Genomic DNA, 15968 nt, shown 5'->3' with positions numbered 1-15968 from the left:
ATTAGCTGGCCGCCGCCAGCACGGCCTCCGCCTCATATATGGCGCAGACGATGTGATAAAACGTGCTTGCCGGCGCCGGCTCGTCGAGCATCGGCCTGTCGGCCGGCCATTTGTCGAACCACAGGCCCTTGACCGGTGTGTCGAGGAAAGGCTGCAGCGCGCCGATGGCGCTGAGACCGGAGGCGAGGTAACGCTGACGCTCCTCGCCGTTCGTGACGCTCGCAAGCCGCACCGAAGCCTTCAGCCATTCCGTCTGCGGCCATAACCGCGCCAGCCCGTCATGCACCGAAAAATCGTCGTAGAGGCTCATCACCGCCACCTTGCGGCGCCGGCAGATGCCGTAGGCCTCGCCGATCTCGAACAGCCGTTTTGCCTTGCCGATCGCTTCATCGTTTCCACGCAGGCTGCCCCAGCGCACCAGAAGCCAGGCCCATTCGAACTGGTGGCCCGGTTCCATGATCCGGCCTTTGTCGCTGTCATGCGGTGTCCAGTCATGGGCGAAGAATTCGCGCAAACCGCCATTGCCGCCATCGATGAAGCGGTTAAGCGCAAGATCGGCGATCTCGTCGGCCAGCGCCGACCACGGGCCGTCCGGGTCCTGCACCTCCCAGGCCAGCATCGCCTCAAAGAGATGCATGTGCGGATTGGAGCAGAGCGGCGTGCGCGGCGGGTTCGCTTCCTCGAAGCCGGCGACCGGATGTCTGTAGTCGCGTTCGAGGATGGCGAGGATATCGAGCGCCCGACCGCGCATCTCGTCCCGGCGCTCGGGAAGGCTTGCGGCGGCCTGTGCGGCGGCGAACAGCGCAAAGGCCTGATTGTAGAGATCGAAGGAGGGATCGATCAGCCGGCCGGTCTGGTCGGCAAGGTTGCCATAAAGGCCGTTTTCAAGGCGATAGACCTTCTCGAACCAGGAAAGCCCGTGTAGGAGCGCGTCTTTCCACGGTCCCTGCCAGCCATGCTGACCGGCGGCGGCGAAACAATAGGCCTGGCGCGGCTGCACACGGGCGCGGCGGTCATCGGAAAAAACCGGTTTCGCATCCTGGCCGAGACGCTCGTAAAAGCCGCCATCCGGCCGCGCCGAACCCGCCTCCCACCACAGGGGCAGGGCGTCCTCATCCAGCCATTTGCGTAATCTTCCGATCTCCTCGGCAAGCGTCTGCGCGATGCTCGGAAATGGCAATGTCATGCGTCAACTCTCTGTTTTTACAGTTGAATAAAAAGCGGACCAATAAAAATACGTCATTATGGAGGCAAGTAGACCATGGGACATATTGCGCTGCAACCGTAAAATTATCGACCTGACAGGAAGCCAACCCCCGGCAGCGCGATTGGTTCCACCTTCTTCCATGGCGAACATGGGGCGGCAACGGTGATTCGCTAGCCATAAAGTGTCAGAAATTACAACGCAAATTTGAGATTGCTTATTCGTAGTCCTCACGTATTTCGTAACAATGGTCTGGTCATTAGTGATTCGGTCTCCTTTTAACCTGGGCGGCGTTGGGGAAATAAAGGGGCGTAAGGCAGTGAATTTTTCTGCCTATACTTCATTGCTGTTCTCCATTGCGGTTCTGTCGGGCTGCAATACTCCCGCGGGCGTTCGGTCCTTCGGGGGACCCCAGATGCTGTCCCCTTCCGAGGCGCTGGTTTTCCCGCCGCCCGGTGGTCCCGAAATCGTGACCGTGGTCAACCGCACCTATTCCAACGCCGTGGCGCAGCAGGTCATCTTGCGCTCCGAGGCCGTCACGCCCGGGCAGAACTACATCAAGGCCGAGTTTTTCGGTCCGCAACAGGCCGGCGATACCGGTGGCGATGCCTTGGCTTTTTCCGGTTTCAGGGCATCTTCCGTCGCGCGGGAAATCCGCGCCGAGTTTCCGGGCGAAAATATCGCCATGTCGGCAAATTACCTGCAGAACGGTTATGGCGCGTTCTCCTATGCCGCCGGCAGCGGCCGTGGCGACGATACCTGCCTTTATGGCTGGCAGGACATACGCTCGCCGGAAAGCATGCGGCAGGATTTCCGCAATCTCGGACGCATCAAGGTGCGGCTGCGCCTTTGCCAGTCGGGCGCCAGCGTCGAGCGGCTGCTGGCGGTCATGTATAATTACACGATCACCGGCACCTATGCCTCGCCCAGCTGGAACCCTTACGGCACGCCGCAGGCGGTGGATAAAAATCTCGGACGGCCGGGCCATCCGGTCTATCCCATAAAGACGGATGAGGTGCCGATGCGGCCCGGCGGCGAGGTGACCGCGAGCGTGCCGCCCCGGCCCGTTCGTCGCACGGCTGCCGTTGCACCGCCCGCCCAGCCGGAACCGCAGCCGCAGCCGCTTCCACCCGTTGCTGCAGTCAGTATCCCGTCGCCCGCATCGGCTGGCGCACCCCTCCAGCCTGCAAAGCCCACGGTGGCGGGCAGGCGCCTGGACGGTGTGCCGGCGGATAGCGGCCGGCAACCGTCGCAGGTCCCGCAGGTATCCATTCCGTCACCCGCATGTCTGTCCGGTTCGGGGGTGGCGTCAGGATGCAGGTGATCGCCGGAACCAGCGGGAAAGAGCACGCCAAGGCGCAGATCGCAAAAATTCCGGGCCGAAATTCCGGGTGGGGAAGACAACGGAAAGTTTCTGGATGAGCAAGGCCATCACAATCATTGTCTGGTTACTTGTGTCGCTTTGCGTTCTGGCCATCGTCACGATGCCGGTCAGCCTGCAGACGCATCTGGTCGCCACGGCGATTTCGCTCATTCTGCTGGCGACGATCAAGAGCTTCAACGGGCAGGGGGCCTGGCGTCTGGTAGCGCTCGGTTTCGGCACGGCCATCGTGCTGCGCTATGTCTACTGGCGCACCACCAGCACGTTGCCGCCCGTCAACCAGCTCGAGAACTTCATTCCCGGCTTTCTGCTCTATCTGGCGGAAATGTACAGCGTCGTGATGCTGGCGCTCAGCCTCGTCATCGTGTCGATGCCGCTGCCGTCGCGCAAGACGAGGCCCGGTTCACCCGATTACCGGCCGACGGTCGACGTCTTCGTGCCGAGCTATAACGAGGACGCGGAGCTTCTCGCCAATACGCTCGCAGCGGCCAAGAACATGGATTATCCGGCCGACCGGTTCACCGTCTGGTTGCTGGACGATGGCGGCTCGGTGCAGAAGCGCAACGCCAGCAATATCGTTGAAGCGCAGGCGGCGCAGCGCCGCCACGAGGAGTTGAAGAAGCTCTGCGAGGACCTCGACGTGCGCTATCTGACGCGCGAGCGCAACGTCCACGCCAAGGCCGGAAATCTCAATAACGGGCTTGCCCATTCGACCGGCGAGCTCGTGACCGTGTTCGACGCCGACCACGCGCCCGCCCGCGACTTCCTTCTGGAAACGGTTGGCTATTTCGAAGAAGACCCACGGCTCTTTCTGGTGCAGACGCCGCATTTCTTCGTCAATCCCGATCCCATCGAGCGCAATCTGCGCACCTTTGAGACGATGCCGAGCGAAAACGAGATGTTCTACGGTATCATCCAGCGCGGTCTCGACAAATGGAACGGTGCCTTCTTCTGCGGCTCGGCCGCCGTGCTGCGGCGCGAGGCGTTGCAGGATACCGAAGGTTTCAGCGGCGTCAGCATCACGGAGGATTGCGAAACGGCGCTGGCGCTGCATTCGCGCGGCTGGAACAGCATCTATGTCGACAAGCCGTTGATCGCCGGGTTGCAGCCGGCCACCTTCGCAAGCTTCATCGGCCAGCGTAGCCGCTGGGCGCAGGGCATGATGCAGATCCTGATCTTCCGCCAGCCCCTTTTCCGGCGTGGTCTCTCGTTTACGCAGCGCCTCTGCTACATGTCGTCGACGCTGTTCTGGCTGTTTCCGTTCCCGCGCACCATCTTTCTGTTCGCACCGCTGTTCTACCTGTTCTTCGACCTGCAGATTTTCGTGGCCTCGGGCGGTGAGTTTTTGGCCTATACGGCGGCCTATATGCTCGTGAACCTGATGATGCAGAACTATCTCTACGGCAGCTTCCGCTGGCCGTGGATTTCGGAACTTTACGAATATGTGCAGACGGTTCACCTCCTGCCCGCCGTCGTTTCGGTGATTTTTAATCCCGGCAAGCCCACCTTCAAGGTGACGGCGAAGGATGAATCCATTGCCGAGGCGCGCCTTTCGGAAATCAGTCGGCCGTTCTTCGTCATTTTCGCGCTGCTGCTGGTGGCGATGGCCTTTGCCGCCTGGCGCATCTACAGCGAGCCTTACAAGGCGGATGTCACGCTTGTGGTGGGCGGCTGGAACCTGCTCAATCTCATCTTTGCGGGCTGTGCGCTCGGTGTCGTCTCCGAGCGCGGCGACAAGTCGGCGTCGCGGCGCATCACGGTCAAACGGCGTTGCGAAGTCAAGCTCGAGGGTAGCGACGCCTGGGTGCCGGCTTCCATCGATAACGTGTCGGTGCATGGCCTGCTGATCAATCTCTTCGACAGCGCGACAACCATCGAAAAAGGCGCGACGGCAATCGTCAAGGTCAAGCCGCACAGCGAGGGCGTGCCGGAAACCATGCCTGTCAACGTGGTGCGAACGGTGAAGGGCGAGGGTTTCGTCTCGATCGGTTGCACCTTCTCGCCGCAACGCGCCGTCGATCACCGCCTGATCGCGGACCTGATCTTCGCCAATTCGGAACAGTGGAGCGAATTCCAGCGGGTGCGCCGCAAGAACCCCGGCCTCATCCGTGGCACGGCCATCTTCCTGGCCATATCGCTCTTTCAGACGCAGCGCGGCCTTTATTATCTGGTCCGAACGCTTCGGCCTGCTCCCAGAGACGCCAAACCTGTCGGAGCGGTAAAATGATCGGCCGTAAACCCATCCGGGATTCTCTGGCAATGTTGATATGGGGGGCCGTCGCCACGGGTGCGATGGCGCAGTCCTCCCCCTTCGACATGTCGCCGGAACGGCCCGCCCAGACGGCTCCGACACCCGTGCCGCCGTCCGCCGTTGCGCCTGCCGCGCCGCGTCAGCAGCCACCTGCCCAGATGCCGGCCCAAATTCCGGCCCAGACGCCGTCTCAGCCATCCGCCCCGCCGCCATTTGCGGTTCAGCCCGCGCCGCAGCCGCAACAGCGCCCAGCCGTTCCGTTGCCGCCGCCGGTTGCGGCTCCTCCGCGTCAGGAAGGCGCAAGACCTCTTCCAGCAAGGGCTCCGTCGCTCAACGCCGACAGTCGCCGCCGATACATCCTGCCCTATGAAAAGCTCAGCCTTTCCGGGGAGATGGATAGGCGGCAATGGAGCATCTATCTGACGCCGGAGCAGGTGAACGCCGCCGTTTCGCTCAATATCGGTTATCAGAACGCTATCGTGGTTGCGCCGGAAAGCTCGAATTTTCAGGTCAGCCTGAACAATGTCGCGCTGGATCCGGCCCGTATCGAAGCGCCCGACAGCGAGGGCAATGTTTCCTTGAAGATTCCGCCCGGCGTCTTGCAGGTCGGCTCGAATGTCGTGAGACTGGGCGTGCAGCAGCGCCACAGGACCGATTGCACGATCCAGTCCACCTACGATCTGTGGACCGATATAGACCCTGCCAATACCTATATCGGCTTTAATGCGGATGTTGCCGGAAGCTTTGCCAATATCGACGATATTCAGGCAACGGGGCCGGACGGAAAGGCGATGACGTCGATCGAGATTGTCGCACCGGCGCTCGGCAATCCGGCATTTGCGGATTCTCTCCTGCGCCTTTCACAGGCGCTGGCGCTCAGAACCCAGATGCCGAACCAGACGATCCGTTTCGTGGCCGCTCCTTCCGCGGAGCGCAAGGCGGGCACGCTGACGGTCTTCGTCGGCACCGCCCGCGAGATTGCCGGAATTGCCGGAACGCTGCCACCCGAGGCTTCGGCGGGCGCTTTCGCCGGTTTTGGCGCCGCCGCGCCGGGCGGTCTTTCACCGCTTTTCGTCAGCGGGCCCACCCCGCAGGCGGTGCAGGCGGCAATTGAGACGCTGTTTTCGTCGATATCGCGCACACCCGGTGCGCAGAGAACGACTTTTTCGACCCGAAGCTGGCATGCGCCGGATGTGCCGCTCGTCATGTCGGATCGCCGTATCGCGCTTTCCGAACTTGGTTTCGAAAGCATCGAATTTGGCGGCCGGCGTTTCCGCAACGAATTTTACGTCGGCATGCCAGCCGATTTTTATGCGTCCGCCTATGGTGAGGCGTCGCTTCTCCTCGATGCCGCCTATTCGTCGCAGGTATTGCCGGGCAGCCACGTCGATATCTACGTCAATGACCAGATCGCCTCGACCGTGCCGATTTCCAACAATGGCGGCGGCATTTTCCGGCATCTGCCGATCAATGTCACGATGCGTCATTTCAAGCCCGGGCCGAACAAGGTCACCATCGAGGCAGTGTTGATGACGGCGCAGGATCAGGCCTGCGCGCCGGGCGCGCCCGCCAGCACGACGCCGCGTTTTGCATTGTTCGACACGTCGGAACTTCATATTCCAGACTATGCGCAGATCGGCCGCAAGCCGGATCTTGCCGCGATGGCGGGGGCCGGACAGCCCTATCGGACCGGCGGAGCGCCTGTTGCCCTGTCGCTCGACCGCTTCGACACCGATACCATGTCTGCGGCAGCCACGCTTATCAGCCGGCTGGCAAGCGTGGCGGGACATCCCATCGACATCGAGACTGTCGCCTCGCCGCTGGTGATCGGCGATCGCGACGCGCTGTTCGTCGGCACGATTTCGCAATTCCCGCAGGCATTGATCGGCCAGTTCAATCTCGTTCCTTCGAGCCAGATATCCTGGAAAATGGGAACCGGCGTTCAGCCGCCCGCCCAGAGCAGCGAGACCCTTTTCAACGACTGGCGCGAGCGGGTGGACGGCGGTGTCTGGGAGGGGCAGGTGTCTTCTCTCGAGGAATGGATGAAGCGGAATTTCGACCTGAGTTCGGATACGCTGCGCTTCCTGCCGGCCGCCGAACAGCTTTATGCGCCGCCGAGCAATGTCTCCTTCATGCTTGCCCAGGGGCTCAGCCCCTCCGGTGAAGGGGTGTGGACGCTTGCCACTGCACCGACGTCCGCGGAACTTCTTGACGGCATGGCTGCGATGACGCGGGAAAACCGCTGGCGCGGTGTCACGGGACGTGTTGCCGCTTACGATGCCGCTGCCGAAAAGCTTGAAACGGTGGAGGTGGAGCGGCCGTATTTTTACGTCACGCGGGCGTTTTCCCTTTCCAACTGGAGGCTGGTCGCCGCCAACTGGCTGTCTTCCAACGTTCTTTCCTATTCGCTGGCGTTCATCGGTTTCGTGTCTCTCCTCGGCCTCGCCACTTTCACGATGCTGCGCATGATGGGACGGCATCGATGAAGAACGGGATCTCGAAACTGGCCGGCATTTTCTTCCTGTCCATGATGACGGTGATTGCAGGTATTTCCGTCAGCCGCGCCGCTTCGGTTTCGCCGGAGGCGTGGTCCGCCTATAAAGGCGCGTTTCTCGATCCCGGCGGCCGCGTCATCGATACCGGCAACGGCAATATCAGCCACAGCGAAGGCCAGGGCTACGGCATGTGGCTTGCCGTGCTTGCCGATAACCTGTCCGATTTCGAACTGATCTGGAGTTTCACGCGCACGGAGCTTTTGGTGCGTGACGACGGGCTTTCAGCCTGGAAATGGGATCCGCGCACCAGACCGCATGTAACCGATATCAACAACGCCACGGATGGCGATATCCTGATCGCCTATGCGCTGGCGCTGGCGGCCGGGCAATGGAACCGGCAGGATTATGCCGAAGCATCTGCGGCCATCGCATCCGCCATTCTCAAGAAGACGGTGGTGCAACGCGGTGGGCGAACGCTGCTTCTGCCGGCGGCCAGCGGTTTCGACGAGGATGACCGGGAGGACGGGCCAGTGGTCAATGCTTCCTATCTGATTTTCGAGGCCTTTCCGGTGCTCAACCTTGTTGCGCCGTCGCCGCTTTGGAAAGCGCTTGCCGATGACGGTGTGGCGCAGATCGGCACATTCGCTTTCAGCGATAGAAAACTGCCGGCCGACTGGGTGTCGGTGAAGACGAAGCCACAGCCGGCATCGGGCTTCCCGCCGGAATTCGGCTATAATGCGGTGCGCATACCGCTTTATCTCGCAAGGGCGAATATGGGGTCGCCGGAGCTGCTCGCACGACTGAAAGGCGGCATGACGCTGGAAAGCGGCGCTGCCGGAACCTTCGATCTGAAGAGCGGAGCGGTCAAGGATGTCCTGTCCGATCCCGGTTATCGTATCATTCCTGCGCTTGCGGCCTGTGTCGGCGGCGGGCCGGCCGTTTCCGCCGAACTTAAAAACTTCCAGCCAACACTTTATTATCCTTCCACATTGCATCTTCTGGCATTGTCGTTTCTGGCAAGGAATAACGGGGAATGCCGATGAACAAGCCACTGTCGACCTCGGCTCTCATTCTGCTTCTGATAGCGCTCGCCGCCTTCCACTGGCGCGACAGCATTCTCGGGCGGGTGTCGGACGTGCATACCTCCGCGGTCGGCGACAACCGGGCGACACAGCGTGTTTTGCCGACGGCGGCCAATCCGGCGCAGATCAACGCTTTCGTCAAGAACCGTGAAATGGCGCAGGTAACGCAGCCCGCGACACCGCCGGTCACGGTGCCGGCGACCGACCCCTTGCCGGTGACGCAGGCTGGCGGACAGGCGCCGCAAACACAGACGGCGCAGGCGCCGGCCCCTCGTGCCACCCAGCCTGCATCGGCCGATATGCCCGAGGTCGATCTGAGTGCGTTGCGCTATTTCGCGGCGAGGGGCGATACGCAGCGTCTTCAGGCCGAAATCGCGCGCCTGCGCACGCTTTATCCCAACTGGACGCCGCCTGCCGATCCTCTCGCCATTCCCGAAAACGGCGATCCTCGGCTCGACGCCATGTGGCAGCTTTATACCGACGGCCGTTATGCCGAAGTGAGAAAGGCGATTGCCGACCGCCAGCAGGCGGAGGCCGGCTGGCAGCCGCCCGACAATCTGACGGGCATGCTTTCCCTTGCCGAAGCGCGCCAGCGGCTCGTCAATGCTTCCGATCTCAAGCAATATGCGACAGTGGTGGATACGGCCGCCAATAATCCCGGCCTGCTGACCTGCGGCGAGGTCGATGTGCTGTGGCGGGTTGCCGATGCTTTCGCCAATACCGACCGGATGGGACGGGCGCGCGACGCCTATCTCTACATCCTCAACAATTGCACGGTTGCAAGCGACAGGCTTGCCACCGTGCAAAAGGCATCCGCGCTTTTGCCGGCGGAAATGATGGACGAACTGCTGACCAGGGAAAAACCCGGTGCGGACGGTCAGCTGGAATTCGAGCCGGTCAAGAACGATCTCGCCCGTCAGTTCGTGGCCAGGGCAGGGGAGAAGGAGGGCGTCGCCGTTCCCTCGGCCTATGTGATGCGGCTTCAGCGGCTTGCCGAGACCGACAAGCTTGCAAGCGACGCTCTGCTGCTCGGCTGGTACAATATCCGGCAGAAGAACATGGCGGAGGCGGAGAAGTGGTTCCGCAAGGCGCGGGAAGAGGAAGACAGCGCATCGGCCTCGCAGGGGCTGGCGCTGGCGCTGATCGACCGTAACGAGCCGCGTGAGGCCGAGGACGTCATGTATAAATGGCGCAAGGCATCCGACGATGCGCTTGCGACCTATCTCGCCGCAACGGCCAATCTTCTCGCGCTGGAGCCGCCGGTCGTTCTGCCGCCGGAGGTGCTGCAACGTATCGCCGCCGAAACGGTGGCGCGCAAGGATGCGGCGACGGCGCAGCAATTCGGCTGGTATTCGCTTGCGTTCCGGCAGACGCCGCTTGCTTTACAGTGGTTCAGCACGGCCCTTGGCTGGAAACCCGATGATGAGCCGTCAGCCTACGGTATGGCGGTCAGCTATCACGATCTTCGCAATCTCGCCGGCCTGCGTGGCATCCAGCAGCAATGGGGAGGCCGTTCGCAACGTATCGCCGATGTGGGAACGGCGCGCATGGTGGACCAGTCCGGGCAGGCGGTTGCTCCCATAACCGCGCCGCCGGTTATCGCACAGGTGACGGCGCCGCCCGTGCAGACCAGTGCACCGCAGGGTGAGACGGCGGTGGTCTATAACCCGCCTGTCGTTCAGCAGCTTGAACCTTCGCGCAAGCAGGCGCGCCGCCCCGCGCAGGTGCAAAGGGAAACCAGCGCCGCATCGCGCCCGCGTTCCTGCGCGGCCTATCCCGATCCGCAACGTCTGCCGCCACAGCAGGCGCTCGATCTCGGCTGGTGCCTGATGGAGACGAACCGGCCGGCGGAGGCTCTCAAAGCTTTCGAATCCGCAATTGAAAGCGGTCAGTCCAATGTCAAAAGCGATGCAGCCTACGGCCAGAGCCTTGCCTATCTGCGCATGGGCTTGACGGACCATGCAGCCGTCTCGGCGACGAAATCGCGTATGGATCGCCCACGCGCGACGGAACTGCAGGTCTCGATCCTTGCCGATCGAGCGGTTTCCGCGTTCGGGTCGAAGCGATATGCCGAAACGCTTCTCCTGCTCGACCAGCGGGCGCGGCTGGCGGATGAGCGCACGGACCTGATGGTGCTGCGCGGTTATTCTTACCTCGCCATGCGCCGTTATGGTGAGGCCGCCCAGATTTTCGAAAGCCTGACGGCTATCGGAAACAAGGATGGCATCCGGGGGCTGGCTGCGGTGCGCGCCGCCCGGCCCAGCAACGGTCCCCAGGGCGGCTGACGGGCGGTTGGATATAGCCGGCCGCTGCTATCCCGCGTCGGTCAGGTTGCGGATGATGCGCATGAAGATGCGCGCGCCGGTGCCGATCAGCGCATCCGGAAAGTCGTAATCCGGATTGTGCAGGTTGGGATAATCCCGGCCGGCGCCGAGAAAGAACATCGCCGATGACGAAACGGCGCGAAAGCGGCCGAAATCCTCTGAAGCCCGCATGGGCAGACCCTCCGAACCGTGGGAGATTTTTTCCTCGTCCAGCGCACGCCGGATATGCCCGACGGCGTCAGGCGCATTTTCGCAATGCAGGAAAATATCGTCATAGGTGATGTCGAGCGTCAGCTTCTGTTCGTCCGCCACCTTTTTGGCCAGCGTTTCTGCAGCCTCGCAGAGTTTTTCCATCCGGTCGTCGGTCAGTGTCCGGAGTGTCGCCCAGATTTCAGCATCGGCCGGGGAAATGCCGAAGGCGGCTTCGCCCATCACGGCATGGGTGATCGTCACCATCGAAAAATCGGGCTCCGGCGGGAAACCGCAGCCCAGTTCGGCCAAGGCCGGCATCAGCCGGGATATTGCCCGCATCGGGGAAATGCCATGTTCGGGCGAAGACGCATGCGCCGTCTTGCCGGAAAGGTGAATCTTGACCCCGCGCGACGCGCAGTTGACCGGTCCCTCCACGACGCTGACATGGCCGAAAGGCAGGCCGGGCAGGTTATGGAGCGAAAAGGAATAATCCGGCTTTATCTGCCCAAAGCGCGGGTCGGCGAGGACGGCGGCGGCGCCCGCGCCGGTTTCTTCCGCCGGCTGGTACAGAAGGATGACGTGGCCTGTCGCGGGTCGCTGCCGGGAAAGGCCGAGCGCCAGCGCCGTCAGAATGGTGGAATGACCGTCGTGGCCGCAAAGATGGCCCTTGCCGTCGGTGCCGGAGCGGTATTCGGCGTCACTCTTTTCGTGAATGGGCAGGGCATCGAGTTCCGAACGGATCAGGATCGCCGGGCCGCTTTTGCCGCTGTCATAGACCGCAGCCACGCCGTGGCCGCCGAGATCGGCGAAAAGCTGGTCGGGCTGCGCCTGCTCGAGGAAAGCGCGGATGCGCCGCGCCGTTTCCTTCTCCTCGCCGGAAATTTCCGGATGACGGTGAAGATCATGGCGAAGCTCAATGAGATCGAGCATGTCCTTGTTGGTCAGAAACATCAAAAATCCTTGCAAGTCGTCAGGCCGGTTTTTCCTGCCGCAACTTACAGGGCGTTGCCTTTAATGCAAAACCTTTGGCGGGTGCCAGCGTTTGCCGGCCGCTTTCGGCTTGATGGCGAGCGTGACGACATCGTCCGGCAGCGGAACCTTGGCTTTTGCCAGTTCCAGCCGGGCAAGGGCTGCACGGGCCTTTTCCGCATATTCCAGATGCGCCGCATCGTCCGAATGATAGTGCTGCAGCCTGTCGAGGATTTCCGCGCCTTCCATCGTTCTTTCGGCGGCAATTAGCGCTACGGCGCATTTGTAAAGCGCCTCCCGGTGGAAGGGCGCGCGATTGGTCACCTGGCGGAAGGCCTCGGATGCCTCATGGTAATGCTGCTGCGCCAGCCGGGCCTCGCCGATACGCAGCCACAGGACGACGGGTTCCTGCCCGGCGGCCAGAAGGCTGAGAAAGGCGATTTCGGCCTCCCGGAATTCGCCCCGGTCGAACAACAGATTGGCGAGCCCGAATTGCGCGCCGAGATGGTCCGGTGCCGCAGTCAGCACCTGCGCGAAGGCAATATTGGCGGCCGCCTTCTGGCCGGTCTTATAGAGTTTGAGGGCCTGTTCGTAGACAAAACGGATGCTGCGCGGGTGAAGCGTGCCGCCGAGATTGTCGCCCGAGCGGGTGCGGAACAGCGTGCAACTCAGCTTCTGCTCCTCCGGCCCGAAGAAATATTTGTAAGGCTCGTTGCCGCGCAGGAAATCATAGGTTTTGAAACCCTGCTCGATTGCCCTGCGAATGCAATGGCCATGCAGCACGAGGCCGGGGGAAGGGGTCTTCCAGTTCTCGTCGCGGCCGGTGATGTAGAACAGCACCGATTTCTTCTGGCGGTCGATGATATTGGCGAGCGCGCCGAGCGGCTGGTCGCCGAACCACAGTACCGGCACTTCCAGATCGCCGCGGATATAGACATCCATCAGCATCTGTCGTGTCGCACCGATCAGGAGTTCCGTGCGTTCCTTGCCCTTGTGCGGCGCCCAGCGGATGCGCCAGAAATCGAACAGGATGCCCATGTCCCGCTTGATTGTTTCCCTCGTTGCAAAGGTGATGCGATATTCGTCGCCGCCCTCCACTTTTCTCAGGAAACGCCTGAGCTTCTGCCGGGTCTGGCTGCTCATATGGCTGTCGAGATAGCCGTCGAAGGTCTCCGGCAGGGCCACCACCGGGCAGATGCAATTGTTGATGTTGTAGGGGTTGGTCGGCATGTTGTCGCGAAACATGACGAGCGGGCCCTGAAGTGCGCGGATCATTGCGTCGCGGCGTTCCGGCGGGCCGGAAAGATAATCGAGCTTCAGCTCGGTCCAGTTCTGCTGGCGTATATAGGAACAGAAACCGGCGACTGCGTGATTTTCATAGTCCGGCAGGGTGATGAAACCGGTGTAATCCGCCGCCGCATTGCCGGCCATGACGATGCTGTCGTGGAAGCGTCCGGTTTTCTTGTCCGGTTCGGTGACGATGCGCAGCGGGAAAAACGCCACATAGGGCGAGCCTTCCGCCCGTTCGCGCAGCGCAAGAATGAACCAGCGCCTGCGGCGCGGCATATAGTCCCTCAGCCACCCCCAGGAGAGAAAATGCCGGGCATGGGGATCGGCCATGAACACCGCATCCCAGTTTTCGCGGATCGCCTCGAAGCCGGCGTCCGTGTCGATGATATCGATGCGCATTCGTCCCCCTCCCAATACTGATCACACATTCGGGAGGCTTCATTTTATGGGTAAACGGTCGGCTTCAAATATTCCCTTCGGGTGAAAGCCGTGCATCAAATGGGATTAGCCCGTCGCCGATCCGCCATCGCTGCGCCGCGACAAAAAAGACCTTGTCAGCCGGTGGCAGCGCTCTAACATGCGGGGCTGAATGCGCGGTCGGATCAACGGTCCGCATGGCACAGGAGTTCTCACATGGCTGTTCCTTATATGCTTCTGACCGGCGCAAGCCGCGGAATAGGGCACGCCACCGTCAAGCTGTTTCAGGAAAAGGGCTGGAGAATTCTCACCGTATCGCGGCAACCTTTCTCCGAGGAATGCCGTTGGCCGTCGGCGCGGGAGAGCCATATTCAGGCCGATCTGGAGGACCTGTCCCGCATCGACGATCTGGCGGACGAGGTGCGTTCACGCCTGCCGGAGGGAAAGCTTGCGGCGCTTGTCAACAATGCCGGAATTTCGCCGAAGGGTGAGGGCGGCAGCCGTCTCGGTGTCATGGATACGACGGCGGAAATCTGGACGCGGGTGCTGAACGTCAATCTCGTTTCGACGGCGCTGCTCGCCCGCACGCTTTTGCCGGAACTGGAAGCGGCAAAAGGCTCCATCGTCAACGTCACGTCGATTGTCGGCTCACGGGTGCATCCTTTTGCCGGCGTGGCCTATGCCACGTCGAAGGCGGCGCTCGCGGCGCTGACGCGCGAGCTGGCGCATGAGTTCGGCCCGCGCGGCGTGCGCGCCAATGCGATTGCGCCGGGCGAGATCAACACCGCCATCCTCTCCCCCGGAACAGCCGAGCTGGTGGAAGCCCAGGTGCCGCTCGGGCGGCTCGGCACCACGGCCGAGGTGGCGCAGACCATCTATTTCCTGTGCTCGGAACAGTCGAGCTACATCAACGGCGCGGAAATTCACATCAATGGCGGCCAGCACGTCTGACACGCCGAGCATCAACCGAAAATGGAGCCTTCATCGATGACCATCCTGCCGAATTCCGTCGAGGCACGCGATATCGCCTATCAGATGCATCCGAACGTCAATCTGCGCAAATTCGAAAAGACCGGCGGTCTGGTGATCGAGAGCGGCGAGGGCATCTATGTCACCGACAGCAGCGGCAAGCGCTATATCGAGGCGATGGCGGGGCTGTGGTCGGTGGCGCTCGGCTTCGGTGAACAGCGGCTGGTGGAAGCGGCGACGAAGCAGATGCAGAAGCTGCCCTATTACCACACCTTTTCCTACAAGACGCACGGCCCGTCGGTCGATCTTGCCGAGCTGCTGATCGAGCTTTCACCGGTGCCGATGTCCAAGGTGCATTTCACCTCCTCCGGCTCCGAGGCCAACGATCTGGTCGCCAAGATGGTCTGGTATCGCTCCAATGCGCTGGGCAGACGAGACAAGAAGAAGATCGTCGGCCGCATCAAGGGGTATCATGGTGTGACGATTGCCTCGGCCTCGATCACCGGCCTGCCGCGTAACCATGAGAGCTTCGACCTGCCGCTGGACCGCATGTTGCATACGGCCTGCCCTTCCTATGTGCATTTTGGAAAGGAAGGGGAAAGCGAGGCGGATTTCACCGCGCGTATCCTGAAGGAGCTGGAGGATCTGATCCTGCGCGAAGGCCCGGAAACCATCGCGGCTTTCTGGGGCGAGCCGGTAATGGGCGCTGGCGGCGTTCTCCTGCCGCCGGAAGGTTATTGGGAAGGCGTGCAGGCGATCCTGAAAAAATACGATATTCTGCTTGTGGTGGATGAGGTGATCTGCGGTTTCGGTCGAACCGGCAAGATGTTCGCCTGCGAGACATACGGCATCAAGCCGGATGTGCTTGTCGTCTCCAAGCAGATTTCGTCGTCCTATATGCCGCTTTCGGCGATCATCATGAATGACAATTTCTACCAGCCGATTGCCGATGAATCCGACCGTATCGGCTCCTTCGGCCATGGTTACACCGCCTCCGGCCATCCCGTCGCGACGGCTGTGGGGCTGGAAAACCTGAAGATCATTCAGGAGCGCGATCTGGTCGGCAATGTCGCACGGCTGGAGGGCAAGTTTCTTAGTCATCTGAAGGCGCTGGCCGATCATCCGCTCATTCATTCCTCGCGCGGTATCGGCCTGATCGGCGCGCTGGAGGTGAAGCCGTGGGAGGGCATGAAGCCGGGCGATACGACGCTCGCCCTTGCAGCGGCCATCGAGGAAGAGGGTGTCATCACCCGGCCTATCGGCGAATCCATCTGCTTCTGCCCGCCGCTCATCATTACGGCCGAACAGCTGGACGAGCTGTTTGCCGGTGTGAAGCGTGGTCTCGACAAGGTTGCGGCTGCCCGAGGCTGAAGATTCCAGCGATTGCGCCGGCC

Annotated in this window: 10 protein-coding genes; 7 read left to right on the top strand and 3 right to left on the bottom strand. The window is 61.8% G+C overall.

The features are described from left to right. Window position 1 precedes the first annotated feature (1 nt). Complete coding sequence (locus CFBP4996_RS16030) at window positions 2-1186, bottom strand: AGE family epimerase/isomerase (RefSeq protein ID WP_080854564.1); 1185 nt, start codon at window positions 1184-1186, stop codon at window positions 2-4. A 433-nt stretch (window positions 1187-1619) separates the two neighbouring features. Between CFBP4996_RS16030 and bcsN the strand changes: the two genes are divergently transcribed. The 5 genes from bcsN (at window position 1620) to CFBP4996_RS16005 (ending at window position 10698) form a co-directional block, all read left to right on the top strand. Then, on the top strand, window positions 1620-2528 hold the full coding sequence (bcsN, locus tag CFBP4996_RS16025; RefSeq protein ID WP_080854902.1) for a cellulose biosynthesis protein BcsN: 909 nt from the start codon (window positions 1620-1622) through the stop codon (window positions 2526-2528). Window positions 2529-2622: 94 nt separating this feature from the next. Continuing rightward, window positions 2623-4812 (top strand): UDP-forming cellulose synthase catalytic subunit, encoded by a 2190-nt coding sequence (gene bcsA, locus CFBP4996_RS16020; protein ID WP_065655596.1) that lies wholly within the window; start codon window positions 2623-2625, stop codon window positions 4810-4812. Next, complete coding sequence (locus tag CFBP4996_RS16015) at window positions 4809-7322, top strand: cellulose biosynthesis cyclic di-GMP-binding regulatory protein BcsB (protein WP_080854565.1); 2514 nt, start codon at window positions 4809-4811, stop codon at window positions 7320-7322. Before bcsA ends, CFBP4996_RS16015 begins: the two co-directional genes overlap by 4 nt. After that, entirely contained in the window at window positions 7319-8374 is a 1056-nt protein-coding gene (locus CFBP4996_RS16010) for a family 8 glycosyl hydrolase (protein ID WP_080854566.1), read from the top strand. The genes CFBP4996_RS16015 and CFBP4996_RS16010 overlap by 4 nt, the downstream gene beginning before the upstream one ends. Next, complete coding sequence (locus tag CFBP4996_RS16005; RefSeq protein ID WP_162936099.1) at window positions 8365-10698, top strand: cellulose synthase; 2334 nt, start codon at window positions 8365-8367, stop codon at window positions 10696-10698. Before CFBP4996_RS16010 ends, CFBP4996_RS16005 begins: the two co-directional genes overlap by 10 nt. A gap of 27 nt (window positions 10699-10725) precedes the next feature. On the opposite strand, the gene CFBP4996_RS16000 is transcribed toward CFBP4996_RS16005, so the two are convergent. Both CFBP4996_RS16000 and CFBP4996_RS15995 read right to left on the bottom strand, forming a co-directional pair. Beyond that, on the bottom strand, window positions 10726-11880 hold the full coding sequence (locus CFBP4996_RS16000) for an amidohydrolase (RefSeq protein ID WP_080854567.1): 1155 nt from the start codon (window positions 11878-11880) through the stop codon (window positions 10726-10728). A 60-nt stretch (window positions 11881-11940) separates the two neighbouring features. After that, window positions 11941-13587, bottom strand: coding sequence for a GNAT family N-acetyltransferase (locus CFBP4996_RS15995; RefSeq protein ID WP_080854568.1), 1647 nt, complete (start codon window positions 13585-13587; stop codon window positions 11941-11943). 234 nt (window positions 13588-13821) lie between these two features. Between CFBP4996_RS15995 and CFBP4996_RS15990 the strand changes: the two genes are divergently transcribed. Beyond that, on the top strand, window positions 13822-14556 hold the full coding sequence (locus CFBP4996_RS15990; protein WP_003524050.1) for an SDR family NAD(P)-dependent oxidoreductase: 735 nt from the start codon (window positions 13822-13824) through the stop codon (window positions 14554-14556). A gap of 36 nt (window positions 14557-14592) precedes the next feature. Continuing rightward, entirely contained in the window at window positions 14593-15945 is a 1353-nt protein-coding gene (locus CFBP4996_RS15985) for an aspartate aminotransferase family protein (RefSeq protein WP_080854569.1), read from the top strand. The last annotated feature ends 23 nt before the right edge of the window (window positions 15946-15968 follow it).

The sequence above is a fragment of the Agrobacterium leguminum genome (assembly GCF_005144435.2).
Classification (GTDB): Bacteria; Pseudomonadota; Alphaproteobacteria; order Rhizobiales; family Rhizobiaceae; genus Agrobacterium; species Agrobacterium leguminum.
The sequence above is the reverse complement of the archived record's forward strand: the minus strand, read 5'-3'. Positions and strand labels throughout refer to the sequence as shown.